We start from the raw sequence: 13,400 nt of genomic DNA, 5'->3' as shown, positions 1-13,400 counted from the left end.
CACGTTACCGGGAGGCTAAGGTATGGGTATGCCCCACCCCACCGCGCGCACTCGGCCGACCGTAGGGACCGTCATCGGTGAGCTTATGCTGACGGCCGGCGTGCTTCTGCTTCTCTTTGCCTTTTATGAGTCCTATTGGACAAACATCGAGTCTGGTCACAAGCAGGACCAAGCCAACGAGACGCTGCAGGAAGAATGGCACAACCCACGCGGAGCGGGCCATGCCCCGAAGCTCGGTGAGGCCTTTGCGCGCCTTTATATCCCGGCCTTCGGCTCGGACTTCGCGTTCGCGGTTCTCGAAGGAACCGACGAAGACGATTTGTTGCGCGGGCCGGGGCACTATACCGACACGCAGATGCCTGGTGAGCCGGGCAATTTCGCGGTAGCCGGGCACCGTGTGGGCAAGGGCGCTCCCTTCAATGACCTGGGAAACCTGCAGGCTTGCGATGCCATCGTCATCGAAACCGCGACGGACTGGATTACCTACCGCGTGCTGCCTATCGAGGGGGCTGCGGGGGACTGCTTCAGCCCAGAGCAGCAAGCCAAGCCGGAATACCAGGCTGTACAGGGGCGCCATATCACCCTGCCGGGTGATGTGAGCGTGCTCCAGCCTGTTCCCGGGATGGAAGGGGCTGACCCCAGCGAATCCCTGCTCACCCTCACCACCTGCCACCCGCAGTTCTCCAATGCAGAGCGCATGATCATCCACGCCATGGAGACTGACCGCGAGGCTAAAGCACCCGGATCAGCTGACAATGACCGCCCCGCTGTCTTGGAGGAGAACTAATGTATCGCGCACTCTGGAACCTGTTGCCCGGCCCCACCGTGGTCAAGGCGGTGTTGGCGCTGGCCCTCGCCGTGGGGGTTTTCTTCCTGCTCATGGAGGTGATTTTCCCCTGGGTAGCGGCGCAGATGCCCTATAATGACGTCGCCGTTTAGGCGTTAGTCGCTGTTTAGACCATTAAATGCTTAGGTCGTTACTGTGCATAGGTCGTTACAGACCTAAGCGGTTGATTGCTTCCTGCGCTATGAGCTGGGGCTTGAGAGTCTGCAGCTGATTCGACCACACCACCACGGCGTGGTTGTCCTTCTGGACGGCAAAGACCGAGTGATTCTCAAAGACGCCGCGCCCGCCGGACCACCCATCGAATTCGGCGAGCTCCGTATCCTCAACCGGTGCGGCCCAATCCACGACCGCCCGGGCCTCCTCCACGCTGGGCATCTGCCGCACCAGGACGGTAACCTGTGGGTCCTCGGGGTAGGACCAGAACACGCAGGCGGGGGTGCTAAAGCGCTTGTCGACGCCCCACCGGGTCATCCTCTGCCCATTCGTATCGGCCACCCACTGCGTGTCCAGGTAGGGGCAGTCTTCCCAGTCACTGACCTCGGCGGTAGCGTCCGTGGGCAGGCCATCGCCTGAGTTTGTGTCGGACGAGGGGTTGGCGGCCTGGGTGGTGGGGGCGGGGTCGGCTGCATCTGAACACCCCACCGCGGCAAAACTTATGCCGATCAGGCAGGCGGCGAGTGGGGGAAGTAGGCTGTGGCGCATGACGTCCACACTAGACCAGCCCTCGGTTGAATCGGATGCACTGCGCAACGGTATCCACGTCCTGACGGCGACGCTGCTGGTGGTGGCGATATTTATGACGGTACGCCTGCCGCTGTGGCAGGGCGTGCTCAACCTGCTGCTGTTGGTCTCCTTCGCGGTGGTGTACTTCGGGGGCTCGGCCTATATGGAGGCCCTGCCGCGCGTCGCGCGCTATGGCTGGATGGTTATCCTCACGGTCTTGTGGTTAGCGGATATAGCGGTGGCGCCCGCGGCCATCTACCTCGTGTTCTCTCTGTACTTTGTCTACCTCTATGTGCTGGAGATGATTCCCGGCTTCATCTGCGTGCTCGCGGCCACGGCGGTGACCATCCTGGTGCAAGTACCGGGCGGGCTCTCCTTCGGCGGCATCATGGGCCCGGCGGTATCGGCCTTGGTGACGATTGCTATTACCTATGCCTTCCGGGCGTTGAGCCGCATGAACCAGGAGTTGATGAAGACCCGTTCCCAGCTCGTGGAGTCCGAGCGCACGGCCGGCATGACCGCTGAGCGCCAGCGCATCGCCCACGAAATCCACGACACGCTGGCACAGGGCTTGTCCTCCATTCAGATGCTTTTGCATGCCGCTGACCGCGATCTCGCACAGGAGGACATCCCCAAGGCGCAGGAACGCATCGAACTGGCTCGGCGAACAGCGGCGGATAACCTCCACGAAGCGCGTGCGATGATCGCGGCGTTGCAGCCGGCGGCGTTGTCCGAAACCTCCTTGGGGGCGGCCATGACAAGGATGGCCGAGAATTTTGCGGCGACCGGTGGCCTCGACGTCTCAGTGGACGTAGAAGGCGATGCGCAACAGCTACCCATGAAGGTGGAGGCCGCGTTGCTGCGGATTGCGCAGGGAGCGGTGGGGAACGTCGTCAAGCATGCCCACGCCACGAAGGCTCGCGTGACCGTGACGTATGCGCCGGATGAGGTGCGCGTGGACGTGGTGGATAACGGCCAGGGCTTTGATGCGGAGGCGGTGGAAAATAAACCGGCGGGGCTGGGCCATATTGGTCTAACCGCCATGCGCCGGCGCGCGGCGGAACTCGGCGGCGAGGTCGTGGTTGAATCCACGCCGGGAAGTGGCACGGCGGTCTCAGTTAGTGTGCCCTTAAACAACGATGTAGATTAGGAAATTGTCCACACTGTACCAATGAGGAGGAAGCCCGTGATTAGGGTCTTGCTTGCCGACGACCATGAGATCGTGCGCCTAGGTCTACGCTCGGTGCTCGAGGGGGCTGAGGACATCGAGGTTGTGGGCGAAGTTGCCACGGCCGAAGCTGCTGTGTCCGCAGCCCAGGCGGGTGGCATCGATGTTCTCCTCATGGACCTGCGTTTTGGTGCGGGGATCGAGGGCACGCGCGTCATGGGTGGTGCGGAAGCGACCGCCGCTATCCGCTACTCCATGGAGAATCCCCCCAAGGTGCTCGTGGTGACCAATTACGACACCGACGCGGATATCCTCGGCGCAATTGAGGCAGGCGCGGTGGGCTACCTGCTCAAGGACGCGCCGCCGGTAGAGCTGCTCGCGGCGGTGCGCTCGGCGGCGGAAGGTGACTCGGCGCTCTCGCCCGTGGTTGCTGACAAACTGATGACCCGCGTGCGCACGCCGCGCACCTCGCTCACCCCGCGCGAGCTCGAGGTGCTGAAGCTGGTCGCGGCGGGTTCCTCAAACCGTGAGATCGGGGTGGAGCTGATGCTGTCGGAGGCGACGGTGAAGTCTCACCTGGTCCACATCTACGACAAATTGGGCGTGCGCTCCCGCACCTCCGCCGTGGCGGCAGCACGCGAGCAGGGCGTTCTTTAGAGGTTGTTGGCGTCGCGGTACGCCAAGATGACGTCGTTGGGGATCTTGCCGCGCTCGGCCACCTCGTAGCCGTGCTTGGCGGCCCAAGCGCGGACATCGGCCGGCTTGTAGCGGCGAGTGTCCTTCTTGACCGGGTGGCGGGCAGCCTTCACGAAAGGCTCCAGGGCGGCGTGGAACTTGTCAGCATTCTCCTGCGAGACGTCGAGGAGGTAATCCTTACCGTCAACGCTGAAGCGGATAACGATCACTTCATCTTCATTGAGGGGCGAATTATCAATATCGTCAAAAAACTGGGTGATTTCGCGGCGTGCCATGTTTCTCCATTCGAGCTCTAAACTGATTCTCCCGCTATTAACTATAGAACGAAAACAAATTCCGTGACGCCGCTAATGCGGGTTTTCAAAAAGGGGTTTTGAGTGCGAAAGAAAAAGCCTTCGGGCCGCATATCCTCCACCGTCTAAAAGCGGGGAAGGCAGCGGCCCGAAGGCGTAGAGAATCCGTGTGAGCGGCTATGCGCGCAGCTTGGACTGGATCTCGTCGTTGAGCGAGTCGATCTCACCGGAGATGGAGCGGTGCGCGCGCTGGCGCTGCTGATCGGTCATGTACTCGGCATTGTCGATCGCAGAATCAAGCTCGTTGAGGCGCTCCTTGACGTCGCGCTTGAAACCGGCGGGAAGCTGCGCATCCTTCAGCGAATTGCGGATACCGGCGGTGCGGGCCTTGAGCGGTGCGCCGTGGCCGGAGAAGGAGGCCAGCTGCTCGGCGCTGACGCCGGCCTTCTGCGCGCGCTTCTTCTCAACCTCGCGCTGGGCAACGGTGATGCCGCGGTAAAGGAGAGGCAAAAGAAGGGGCGCTGCGGTGCGCAGGGCGCCGGCATAACGCTTGACATTGTTCTTATTAAAGCGGCCTTCCTTAATACGCTCGAGTTCCTTCTTGGCCATCTTGTATTCGTGCTTGCGGCGCTTCTTTAGGCCCTTTTCCTCGGACTTGATAAGCGCCTTTTCCTGACGGGCCAATAGCTTTTGCTGGCGGTGCTTGGCCTTATCCGCGGCCTTTACCTCTGCCTTTGCGCGGGTTTTGGCAGCCTTGATCTCGGCGCGGGCCTCACGGCGGGCCTTGCGGATCTTCTTCATAATGCCCATTGAAACGTCCTTAAATAATCTATCTTTAGGGTCTCGCTACAACTCTAGCAAGGTGGTCTACTAAGCTCACCTGCTGTGAAGGATGTGCTCGTCGCCACGGACCTCGTGGGCTGCCGTTATCGCTTGGTGCAGCGCCGCGCCCATCCCGAGATCCCACGCACCGCGGTGAGCCAAGCCCGGGCGGAGCGCCACGCCGCGGCTATCGATGCCGCGCTCGCTCGCCTTCCCAAGAAGGGGCCTGGCCGTTTCCGCCGGATTGATCTGGAGGGGGATGATTTCGAGCGGGCGCTTGCCACGCTGGAGGCGCTGGCTCACGGTTACACACACATCACCAACGCCGTCATTTCCACGTCGGAGTGGATGGTGCGCGTGGAGCTTCTGGTTCGGGATGGTGATAAGTACAGCCCCGTTATCGTCTCGGATCACCGCGTGGCCCGCCCGCATGAGAACTCGCGCACGCTGGTTGTCCCCACCCATCGCTTGGGATTGAGTGAGCCGCTGCCGGCGAAATACAAGATTAAGCATCACGCCGTCGATGGCTACCGTTTAGCCCTGGCCGCGCGGGGTTTGGAGGACGTCGGCCTGAATTCTGGCAGGGGTGCGGCGATTGGGCAGGACCGCGGTCAGGCTTTTGTCACGGATACCTCGCGCTTCGGCATCGATGAGGCGCTCGTACAGCCGCTTCCCGCTGGGCCGCGCCGCGTCAAGGAGTGCGCCTCCTGCCGCTTTTGGCCCTTGTGTAAGCAAGAGCTGGAGGCCCGGGATGATATCTCCCTCTTCTTGCCGGGCGACCGCGCTAACCCCTACCGCGAGCGCGGTATCACGACGGTGCAGGGGCTTATCGACGCCTCCCTCGGCGCCCCCTCCGCCCTCGCTGCTGCGTGGCGCGAGGGCGTCCCTTTGCTGCGCCGCGACCGGGTTAGCGTTCCTCGCGCGGATGTGGAAGTCGACGTCGATATGGAGGCCTACCTGGATCAAGGTGCCTACCTGTGGGGCGCGCTCCTGGACGGCGAGTACCACCCCTTTGTGACCTGGGATCCGCTGGGAGGGCGGGCCGAGGCGGAGAATTTCGCCGAGTTTTGGGAGTGGCTCATGGGGGTGCGCGCTGACGCGCATGCAGCGGGCAAGACCTTCGCGGCCTATTGCTACTCCGCCCACGGCGAAAACCATTGGATGCGCAGGTCCGCCCAGCGCTTCTCCTCCCCGAGCCTGGAGGAGGTCGAGGAATTCATCTCCTCAGAGGAATGGGTGGACATGTTCGTCCACGTCAAGCGCAGTTTCGCCGGCACTGCGGGCCTGGGGCTGAAAACCGTGGCGCCCGTCGCTGGCTTTGAATGGCCGGAAGAGTTCGATGGCGAGGAATCCGTCAATGCCCGCCGAGCCGCCCTCGCCGGTGACACGGACGCGCGTGCGCAGATTCTGCGCTATAACGCCGGCGATGTGCGCGCGACCCATGCCGTCCGCGAGTGGATGTCTCACGGCGCGCCGGGAGTGCCATCCCTCGAGCCCTAGCTTCTCCCTGCCCTCCCGTGTGCAAGTCCCCAGACCTGAAACCCGCAACCTGCAGGTGGGCGTCGCCAAGCGCTTGCCGACGCCCCACCACCCACCCCAGGAGGTTGCGGGTTTCAGGTCTGGGGATCTACAGGATGAGGCTGAGTCCGCCGAGGATAATGAGCACCGCAAGGGCCACCCACACCTGGTCCCAGTCCGTGGTGGTCGTGGGCGCTGGGCCTTCGGCCTTCTTGAGGAGCACGGCTTTCTGAGCCTTGACCGCGCGAGCGGTGAGTACGGGGATGATGGCCATGGAACCGAGGCAGAGCAGGGAGGCGGCAACCATGGTGAGGGAACTGGAGGTGGCCAGCCACAGGGCAAGCCCGCCGTTGATGAAGACCGAGCGCCCCAGCCCCCAGCGGTTGTATTCGCGCAGGCCAGCCCGCACCGCTGAAGGGCCGCCGCCCATCGTGGTGGGCAGCATATAGCCCATGACGCCGATGAGCAGTTGGGCGCCAAACCCTACGACGAGCGCGAGCATGGGAATCTGTGGCTCGCTGGAGAAGAAATGCTGGGTGGTGTAATACACCAGGCTGCCGAGCAACCAGAAGCAGGAAAAGAGCACAGATAGCGCCGGGAAGGTGATGCGCCCGCGTGGTTCTCGGAACACGGTGAGGGCATTGAGCAGCCAGCTCTGCAGGCTGAGCACCCAGCCGACGCAGTAGACGATCAGACCCGCTTGCGGTACATTCCACGCGCTGCCGATCACGGTGGTCACCACGCCCAGCGCCAGCAGCGTGAAGCTTAGGCTCATGTGTGGGTTGATTCCCTTGGTGCGCCAGATAGATGGGAACAAGATGGTGAGTGAACCGGCGGCTGCGAGGCCGACGAAACCGCCGATGTTGGCGGCAACGTGTGCAATGAGCAGGCGCGGATGGGAGGGGTGTGTGGCGAGGAATGCGCCAAGAGTAGCGCCCACGGCAAGGAAGAAGGCCGAGGCCACATAAGCTGCGACGACGGGGCGGAATCGTTTGGATTCCGCGCGGCGCCACAAAGCAAAGAGGGCCAACCCATGCCAGGACACCGCAAGAGCGACGAGTGTGGCGCCTATCTGTGTGAGCACCCAGTGGTGGCCCCAATATTCACTGAGGATTTGGCCCACGAGGGTGAGGATAACGCCGGAATTCTGCAGATAAATCCGCGCGAGCTGGCGAGGGCGGGCCGACATCGGAACTTTGAGCTGCACGAACTTTTCGGTGAGGTGCTGGGACCACACCACGATGCTGTTGCTGAGGATGCCCAGGGTGAAGAGATGGATGAGGACCCAGCGGTAGTTTGGGATAAGGGTGTGGGTTGCGCCGGCGAGAAGAAAAACCATCATCCACAGGCTGACCGGGCGGGATGCTTTCCTGTGCCATGTGCGCGGCGACCACTTGTCCATAAAACACGAGTTTATCCGGTTTTTCTCACAACCCAACTCAGCACCGCGATGCCCGTGGCGAGGGCGGTGTAGACGGCGATGAAGCCGGTCCACGACAAGGAATCAAAGAGCACGCCGGCCAGCGCGCCCAGGATGGAGCTGCCCAGGTAATAGAAGAAGACGTAGAGGCTGGAGGCCTCCGCGCGGTCGTGGGTGGCGATATGGCCCACCCACCCCGAGGCCGTGGAGTGCGCGGCAAAGAAGCCGATGGTGAATAACACGATGCCGAGCAGGGTGGGGATTAAAGAGCCCATGCATAGCGCGATGCCCACGGCAAAAAGCAGGCAGGATAGGAGCAGCGTGTTGGCGTGGCCTACTTGTGAGACCAGCCGGCCGGCGCGCGCCGAGGACCATGTGCCGGTGAGGTAGAAGAGGAAGACCAAGCCTGCCAAACCGGGCGCGAGGTGGAAGTGGTTGATGAGCCTAAATGCCAGGAAGTTATAGAGGGATACGAAGGTGCCCATGGCCACGAAGGCCACGATGAATAAAGGGATGAGGCGGGTATCCCGGGCATGGCGGAAGATGGCTCGCAGCTCCGAGCGGAAGTGGATTTCCTTTGGGGTGAAATTCTGCTGGTAGGGCAGCAAAATAGCGGCGATGATGGCGAGGATAAGTGTGACCAGGCTGGAGCCGGCCAGGGCCCAGCGCCAGGAGGTGAGCTCGAGAAGCCCGGTGGGGATGAGGCGGCCGGTCAGCCCACCGATGGTGGTGCCGGCGATGTACAGCCCCATGGCGCGGGCGACGTAGGAGCTTTCGAGCTCCTCCGAAATCCAGGCCATGGCGGTAGCGGGTGCGCCGGCGATGACAGCGCCCTGGAGCGCGCGGGTGGCGATGAGGATCTCTGGATTGGGGGCAAGCGGCACGAGCATGCCGATGAGCGTGGCCGCGATGGTGGAAACAAGCAGCAGTTTTCCGCGGCCGATGCGCTCGGAGATGATGGACACGGGGATGACACAAATGGCCAGCGCACCGGTGGCCGCGGAGATGGTCATGGCGGCTTCGGTGGGGGACATGCCCATGTCCTCCACCAAGGTGGGCAGCATGGCTTGGGTGGGATAGAGGCAAGAAAAAATTGCCAGGCCCACGAAGAGCATGGCAATGGTGGCGCGCCGCGTTCTGGTCATGCATCAAGCATGGCCTAGCGCGGATTATGTGTAAAATGTCCGAAAGTTACTTAAAGCATGCGAGGTGTGCATGAATCTGGAAGATGTGCGCGGCGTGGTCGCGGTGGCGGACCATGGGCTCGTCGGCGCGGCTGCCGACGCCCTCGGGCTTTCTCAATCCGCGCTGACCCGCCGCGTGCAGCGCATCGAGGCGGAGGTGGGGGCCAGCCTCTTCGAGCGCAGCGGCCGGCGCCTGCGGCTGAATGCCCGCGGCCAGGCATTCGTGGAACACGCTCGGCGGATGTTGATGTCCGAAGCTGCCGCGCGCGATGCCGTGTCCCGCCTCATGGATCCGGAGCGCGGCACCGTGCGCCTCGACTTCATGCATTCCTTGGGCACGTGGATGGTCCCGGAGCTGCTCAAGGCCTACCGCGCCCAGCATCCCCACGTGGATATCCGTCTGCACCAGGGTGCGGCCCGCGAGCTCGTGGAGAGGGTAGCCGCCGGCGAATCCGACTTGGCGCTGGTCGGCCCCCGCCCTACGGCCCCCGGACCGCTAGGGTGGCACCAGCTCAAACTGCAACGCCTCGGTCTAGCGGTTCCGGAAGGCCATTGGGCCGCAGGGCGAGACAGGGTGCGGATGGAAGACTTCCGCGATGAACCCTTCATCGGCATGCTGCCGGGCTATGGAACGCGCATGTTGCTCGACTCCCTAGCGAGCGAGGCCGGCTTCACCCCGCGCCTCGTCTTCGAATCCATGGAGCTCACCACCGTGGCGGGCCTCGTGGCCGCTGGGCTGGGATCGGCTCTGTTGCCGCTCGACGACCCCTACCTCAAAGCCCGCAACCCCGTCCCCCTGCAGCCCGCGGCCTACCGCGAGCTAGGACTGGTGTGGAGGAAGGGCGATGATGCCCCGCCGGTCGAGCACTTCAAGGATTTCGTCGTGGCCCGCACCGCTGAGGGCAGTAGCTTGGTCGAGGCCGACTAGCTGCCGAAGGGAAGCTTAGCGGCCAGAGCAGCGAGCGTCTTCGGGGTAGAGACCTCGTGGGGCAGCCAGGGGATGGTGTGCACCGGTTGGCCCGGCAGTTTCACCGCGAGCAATGCGAGGGCCGCGCCGCGTTGCTCTCTATGACGTTTAAGTGGGGGCAGAAGGGGTGTAGTCCATCACCCTCACGGGTCGCAGATTGCCTTTGCCGAGAGGCCAACTGCCCTACATGACGAAGATCCGCGCGGATCGGCAATGACGGCGTATAACTTTGGCAGCTCGGGCAGTTTCGGCTCGCGCGCCGGGATTGGGCGCCCCTCCGCGAGGCCTGTAGATGGATGAAAACGCGAAACCGCGCTGGGGCCTCAACGAAGAGGCCCCAGCGCGGGATGAAGCTACGTGGCCTTAAAGGAGGCCACAGTGCTTACTTGGTGGCAGCAGCGTAACGCTCAGCAACGTCATCCCAGTTGAAGACGTTCCAGACAGCCTTAACGTAATCAGCCTTCACGTTCTTGTACTGGAGGTAGAAGGCGTGCTCCCACATATCCAGCATCAGCAGCGGGGTGAAGTTCACGGAGATGTTGCCCTGCTGATCGGTCAGCTGCTCAATAATCAGGCGGCCAGCAACGTGGTCGTAGCCCAGAACTGCCCAACCGGAGCCCTGCAGGCCGGTAGCAACAGCGGAGAAGTGAGCCTTGAACTTCTCGAAGGAGCCGAAGTCGCGGTTAATAGCCTCAGCCAGATCACCGGTCGGCTCGCCGCCACCGTTCGGGGAGAGGTTCTTCCAGAAGATGGAGTGGTTGGTGTGGCCACCCAGGTTGAAGGCCAGGTTCTTGGACAGAGCGCGGATGGCGTCAGCATTAGCCTCGCCGTTGCGCTGCTCCTCCAGAGCCTCGAGCGCAGCGTTAGCGCCAGCAACGTAGCCAGCGTGGTGCTTGGAGTGGTGCAGCTCCATGATCTCAGCGGAGATGTGCGGCTCCAGAGCATCGTATGCGTAGTCGAGTTCCGGAAGTTCGTAAACAGCCATTTGTTTCATCCTTTCTTTGGGGTACGAGGCCCCATGGTAGGGGCCGGATGAGAATTTGGCCACAATAATTTTTCTATGGGAGCCGCCGTGAACAAAAACCTGGATTGCGGGCAGTACGGCGGAGTATAAGAGGGAGGACAACGCTAAGTGTAAGGAGAACCCAGCATGTTTCTTTTCAAGCCAGAACCCACGCTGGTGGCAGCTAAGGACGCTCTTCCCGGGCGCGTGGAGCCTGTTCTTGAGAACCCGCAGCCCCACGCGGTCCTGGGCACTCCGATTACCGGCCCGTGGAAAGAGGGGCAGAAATCCCTCATCATCGCCATCGGCTGTTTCTGGGGAGCCGAGAAGATGTTCTGGGAGACCGAAGGCGTGGAGGCAACCTCCGTGGGCTATGCGGGCGGCACCACGCCAAACCCCACCTATTACGAGGTCTGCCGCGGGCTGACCAACCATGCGGAGTCTGTGCAGATTACCTATGATCCACGGCGCGTGAGCCTGCGTAACCTTGTGGTTAAGGCCTTGGAAGCTCACGACCCCACCCAGGGCTTCCGCCAGGGCAACGACGTGGGCACGCAATACCGCTCGGCCTTCTACCCAGAGACTGAGGAGGAACGCGCGGAGATCCAGCAACTAGTGGATTCCTACGCAGGCAAGCTCGCCGACGCCGGCTTCGGCGCCACCACCACCGAAGTCACCCTCCTCAGTGAGACGGACTCAGGCCAGTACTACCTGGCTGAGGACGAGCACCAGCAGTACCTGCATAAGGTGCCCAATGGCTACTGCCCGCACCACAGCACCGGTGTGAAGTGCGGCTAGAGCTGCTTGCGCACGTGCGTCCGGCTAGAGCTGTTTGCGCACATGCGTGCGGAAGTCGGAAGGTTTGTTGAGCTGGTCGCGCTCCACGAAGACCCGCATGCGCTCGGCTAATTCCGGGGTGAGTTGAGTGCGCGTTTGGGATCCAAGGACGGAATCCCAGTACCAAAACGTTTCCTCGAAGTAGTTGTGCCCGTGGCCGCCGGGCACGTTGAGGGAGTTGATCTGGTCCAGGGCTACCTGCCAGAAGGTAATGAACGGGTGCCAACGCAGATTCTTAAAGGTATCCGCGTACAGGGTCTGCGGGGTGGGCTCGTGGATCCAGTTGGGGCGGGCGTAGATGAGCTTGCTGTCCCACCACACGATGGCGTCGGAGGCGTGCTGGCCCACCGCCACGCGCGGGCGTTCCCAGCGGCCATAAGGTTCGCCGAAGGCGTCGTGCTCCATGTGGGCGGGAACGGCGGCGAAGCGGAGGTGCCGGCCGCCGTCGATAAGCGGCAGGCGTTCCAGGGAACCGCGTTCACGGTGCAGGCGCCGCATGAAGCTGGTCATCCGCGGAGGTCCGGTGAAGACCGCACCATCGCAGGCGGCGAGGAGTTCCTCGAGCGTCTCAAAGTTCTCCACGATGGCATAGCAGCCTAGGGACTCGCCGCTGAAATACAACTTGGGGCGGTTGTCCTCGGGGAGGAGCTCGAGGCGGTCATGGACGGCCGCGATGAGTTCGCGCGCAAAGATGCGGGAGAGGTTCTTGTCCACCAAGTAGGAAAACATGGAAGGCAAGTAGTCGAATTGCAGGGCCACGGTGGCGCAATTGCCCCGCGTGAGGAATTCGTAGCCGCTGACCGCATAGTTATTGATCCACCCTGAGCCGGAGGGCATTTGCAACACGATCGTGTCGCGGTGGAACGCACCCGTGCGGTCCATCTCCGCCACCGCGTGGCGTGCGGCGGCGTGCGGGCCGCGACCGCGAATGAGTCCGATATAGATGCGAATTGGCTCGTGGGCGCGCTCGAAGTGCATGACCTCCTTGATGTCCTGGGCGCGCGGGCCGCGGTCAAGAAACGCTCTGCCCTGTGCGCCGACGGCCGTCCAAGGCTCATGGGACCAGGGGCTGCCAGAGCGCTCCGGCTCCCACGGCATGGCGGAGCCCGGATATACCAGCTTGTTGAGCGCCAGGCCTTGGACGGAGGCCTTGCGGAGCAAGCGACGCCACACCATCCGGTCGCTGACCAGGGCTGTGGCGAAGCCGACCGCGCCGCCGGCTAGCGGCCAGGCAATCCACCTGGGCAGCCAGCGCTGGACCTGGAGGGACAGCTGAGTGACGGTGAGCTGGGCTGCCTCCCCCACAACGAGCAAGGCGCCGTAGCCTGCCGTGCCCACGGCCATGCCCAGTGCTGCGGACTGCGGGCCGCGGTCATTGAGCTTTCCCACGAGCCGGGCTTGCTCCGTCTGATTGCGCAGGGAGCGTATGCCTGCGACGAGTGTGCCAACCCCAAGTGCGTAGTAGGAATAGCGCCGAGTGGTGGGGCCGACGCGGTCCTGGGGGCGTCGGCCAGCGTGGTGCAGCGCGCGCTTGGCAGCGAAGGCCGCGGTGGTCGCGGCGAGGTGCCCGGCGCCTTGGCCGATGGCCACGTTGGCGGCGGTGACCCACCACGGGCGGGGCAAAAGGGAAGGGGAGACGGCTGCCCACGTTGCGACTTCGGCGCCGAAGAGCCCGGGCCACATGTTTTGCGGAAGGCGCCGCCGGCCAGTCATGCGCATGCCGGGCGTGAGATCGCTGATGATCTCCAGGGAAAAGATTGCAGCCTGAAGGCCCGTGCGGGCGGTTCTGAGTGCGATGCGGCGCGCAAGTTGACGCATGCTGGCCATTGAACCAGCTTTAGGTGCGACGTGCAGTGGAGCATCCATAGATGTCCGATCAGACATGAAAATGTGAGATCGGACTACTGGGTCTGTGAATTCGG

14 protein-coding genes are annotated in these 13,400 nt (G+C 63.1%); 7 read left to right on the top strand and 7 right to left on the bottom strand.

Going from position 1 to position 13,400, the window contains the following annotated elements; all coding sequences use genetic code 11:
* Positions 1 to 28 precede the first annotated feature (28 nt).
* Together R3O64_RS12170 and R3O64_RS12165 are read left to right on the top strand one after the other, a co-directional pair.
* Entirely contained in the window at positions 29 to 787 is a 759-nt protein-coding gene (locus R3O64_RS12170; RefSeq protein ID WP_154762766.1) for a class E sortase, read from the top strand.
* The gene (locus R3O64_RS12165; protein ID WP_168162985.1) at positions 787 to 939 is read left to right on the top strand and encodes a hypothetical protein; all 153 of its coding nucleotides are present in this window, start codon (positions 787 to 789) and stop codon (positions 937 to 939) included. The genes R3O64_RS12170 and R3O64_RS12165 overlap by 1 nt, the downstream gene beginning before the upstream one ends.
* A gap of 55 nt (positions 940 to 994) precedes the next feature.
* Here R3O64_RS12165 and R3O64_RS12160 read toward each other — a convergent pair whose 3' ends face one another.
* A complete protein-coding gene (locus R3O64_RS12160; protein ID WP_101736152.1) occupies positions 995 to 1,549 on the bottom strand; it encodes a DUF2020 domain-containing protein in 555 nt (184 codons plus the stop codon).
* On the opposite strand from R3O64_RS12160, the gene R3O64_RS12155 reads away from it, so the two are divergent.
* On the top strand, positions 1,548 to 2,720 hold the full coding sequence (locus R3O64_RS12155) for a sensor histidine kinase (protein WP_339017008.1): 1,173 nt from the start codon (positions 1,548 to 1,550) through the stop codon (positions 2,718 to 2,720). The two genes, R3O64_RS12160 and R3O64_RS12155, sit on opposite strands and share 2 nt — an antisense overlap.
* A gap of 36 nt (positions 2,721 to 2,756) precedes the next feature.
* Positions 2,757 to 3,395: a LuxR C-terminal-related transcriptional regulator gene (locus R3O64_RS12150; RefSeq protein WP_010188464.1), complete on the top strand. Its 639-nt coding sequence runs from the start codon at positions 2,757 to 2,759 to the stop codon at positions 3,393 to 3,395.
* Here R3O64_RS12150 and R3O64_RS12145 read toward each other — a convergent pair.
* Both R3O64_RS12145 and R3O64_RS12140 read right to left on the bottom strand, forming a co-directional pair.
* Entirely contained in the window at positions 3,392 to 3,709 is a 318-nt protein-coding gene (locus tag R3O64_RS12145; protein WP_070523909.1) for a histone-like nucleoid-structuring protein Lsr2, read from the bottom strand. The two genes, R3O64_RS12150 and R3O64_RS12145, sit on opposite strands and share 4 nt — an antisense overlap.
* Positions 3,710 to 3,904: 195 nt before the next feature.
* Positions 3,905 to 4,537: a DUF6474 family protein gene (locus R3O64_RS12140; RefSeq protein WP_070523907.1), complete on the bottom strand. Its 633-nt coding sequence runs from the start codon at positions 4,535 to 4,537 to the stop codon at positions 3,905 to 3,907.
* A 75-nt stretch (positions 4,538 to 4,612) separates the two neighbouring features.
* Between R3O64_RS12140 and R3O64_RS12135 the strand changes: the two genes are divergently transcribed.
* On the top strand, positions 4,613 to 6,049 hold the full coding sequence (locus tag R3O64_RS12135) for a TM0106 family RecB-like putative nuclease (RefSeq protein WP_186312199.1): 1,437 nt from the start codon (positions 4,613 to 4,615) through the stop codon (positions 6,047 to 6,049).
* Positions 6,050 to 6,176: 127 nt separating this feature from the next.
* Here R3O64_RS12135 and R3O64_RS12130 read toward each other — a convergent pair whose 3' ends face one another.
* Complete coding sequence (locus R3O64_RS12130) at positions 6,177 to 7,469, bottom strand: copper oxidase (RefSeq protein WP_339017006.1); 1,293 nt, start codon at positions 7,467 to 7,469, stop codon at positions 6,177 to 6,179.
* A gap of 11 nt (positions 7,470 to 7,480) precedes the next feature.
* Entirely contained in the window at positions 7,481 to 8,632 is a 1,152-nt protein-coding gene (locus R3O64_RS12125) for an MFS transporter (protein WP_070532618.1), read from the bottom strand.
* Positions 8,633 to 8,702: 70 nt separating this feature from the next.
* Between R3O64_RS12125 and R3O64_RS12120 the strand changes: the two genes are divergently transcribed.
* A complete protein-coding gene (locus tag R3O64_RS12120) occupies positions 8,703 to 9,599 on the top strand; it encodes a LysR family transcriptional regulator (protein ID WP_239249465.1) in 897 nt (298 codons plus the stop codon).
* 421 nt (positions 9,600 to 10,020) lie between these two features.
* Here R3O64_RS12120 and R3O64_RS12115 read toward each other — a convergent pair whose 3' ends face one another.
* Entirely contained in the window at positions 10,021 to 10,623 is a 603-nt protein-coding gene (locus R3O64_RS12115; protein WP_269948841.1) for a superoxide dismutase, read from the bottom strand.
* A gap of 165 nt (positions 10,624 to 10,788) precedes the next feature.
* Here R3O64_RS12115 and msrA point away from each other — a divergent pair, with 165 nt between their 5' ends.
* Positions 10,789 to 11,439: a peptide-methionine (S)-S-oxide reductase MsrA gene (gene msrA / locus R3O64_RS12110; protein WP_339017003.1), complete on the top strand. Its 651-nt coding sequence runs from the start codon at positions 10,789 to 10,791 to the stop codon at positions 11,437 to 11,439.
* A gap of 24 nt (positions 11,440 to 11,463) precedes the next feature.
* Here msrA and R3O64_RS12105 read toward each other — a convergent pair whose 3' ends face one another.
* Positions 11,464 to 13,305 carry an alpha/beta-hydrolase family protein gene (locus R3O64_RS12105; RefSeq protein ID WP_339017002.1) on the bottom strand — a complete coding sequence of 614 codons (1,842 nt, stop codon included), beginning with the start codon at positions 13,303 to 13,305 and terminating at the stop codon, positions 11,464 to 11,466.
* Positions 13,306 to 13,400: the final 95 nt, after the last annotated feature.

Source organism: Corynebacterium hesseae (assembly GCF_037850265.1).
Taxonomy (GTDB): Bacteria; Actinomycetota; Actinomycetes; order Mycobacteriales; family Mycobacteriaceae; genus Corynebacterium; species Corynebacterium hesseae.
This window is presented reverse-complemented; position numbering and strand designations above follow the sequence as displayed.

Excerpts from the sequence above, each read along its gene's own strand:
- R3O64_RS12170 (WP_154762766.1), top strand. The coding sequence starts at position 29 with ATGCCCCACCCCACCGCGCGCACTCGGCCGACCGTAGGGACCGTCATC.
- R3O64_RS12165 (WP_168162985.1), top strand. The coding sequence starts at position 787 with ATGTATCGCGCACTCTGGAACCTGTTGCCCGGCCCCACCGTGGTCAAG.
- R3O64_RS12155 (WP_339017008.1), top strand. The coding sequence starts at position 1,548 with ATGACGTCCACACTAGACCAGCCCTCGGTTGAATCGGATGCACTGCGC.
- R3O64_RS12160 (WP_101736152.1), bottom strand. The coding sequence starts at position 1,549 with ATGCGCCACAGCCTACTTCCCCCACTCGCCGCCTGCCTGATCGGCATA.
- R3O64_RS12145 (WP_070523909.1), bottom strand. The coding sequence starts at position 3,709 with ATGGCACGCCGCGAAATCACCCAGTTTTTTGACGATATTGATAATTCG.
- R3O64_RS12140 (WP_070523907.1), bottom strand. The coding sequence starts at position 4,537 with ATGGGCATTATGAAGAAGATCCGCAAGGCCCGCCGTGAGGCCCGCGCC.
- R3O64_RS12130 (WP_339017006.1), bottom strand. The coding sequence starts at position 7,469 with ATGGACAAGTGGTCGCCGCGCACATGGCACAGGAAAGCATCCCGCCCG.
- R3O64_RS12125 (WP_070532618.1), bottom strand. The coding sequence starts at position 8,632 with ATGACCAGAACGCGGCGCGCCACCATTGCCATGCTCTTCGTGGGCCTG.
- R3O64_RS12120 (WP_239249465.1), top strand. The coding sequence starts at position 8,703 with ATGAATCTGGAAGATGTGCGCGGCGTGGTCGCGGTGGCGGACCATGGG.
- R3O64_RS12115 (WP_269948841.1), bottom strand. The coding sequence starts at position 10,623 with ATGGCTGTTTACGAACTTCCGGAACTCGACTACGCATACGATGCTCTG.
- msrA (WP_339017003.1), top strand. The coding sequence starts at position 10,789 with ATGTTTCTTTTCAAGCCAGAACCCACGCTGGTGGCAGCTAAGGACGCT.
- R3O64_RS12105 (WP_339017002.1), bottom strand. The coding sequence starts at position 13,305 with ATGGCCAGCATGCGTCAACTTGCGCGCCGCATCGCACTCAGAACCGCC.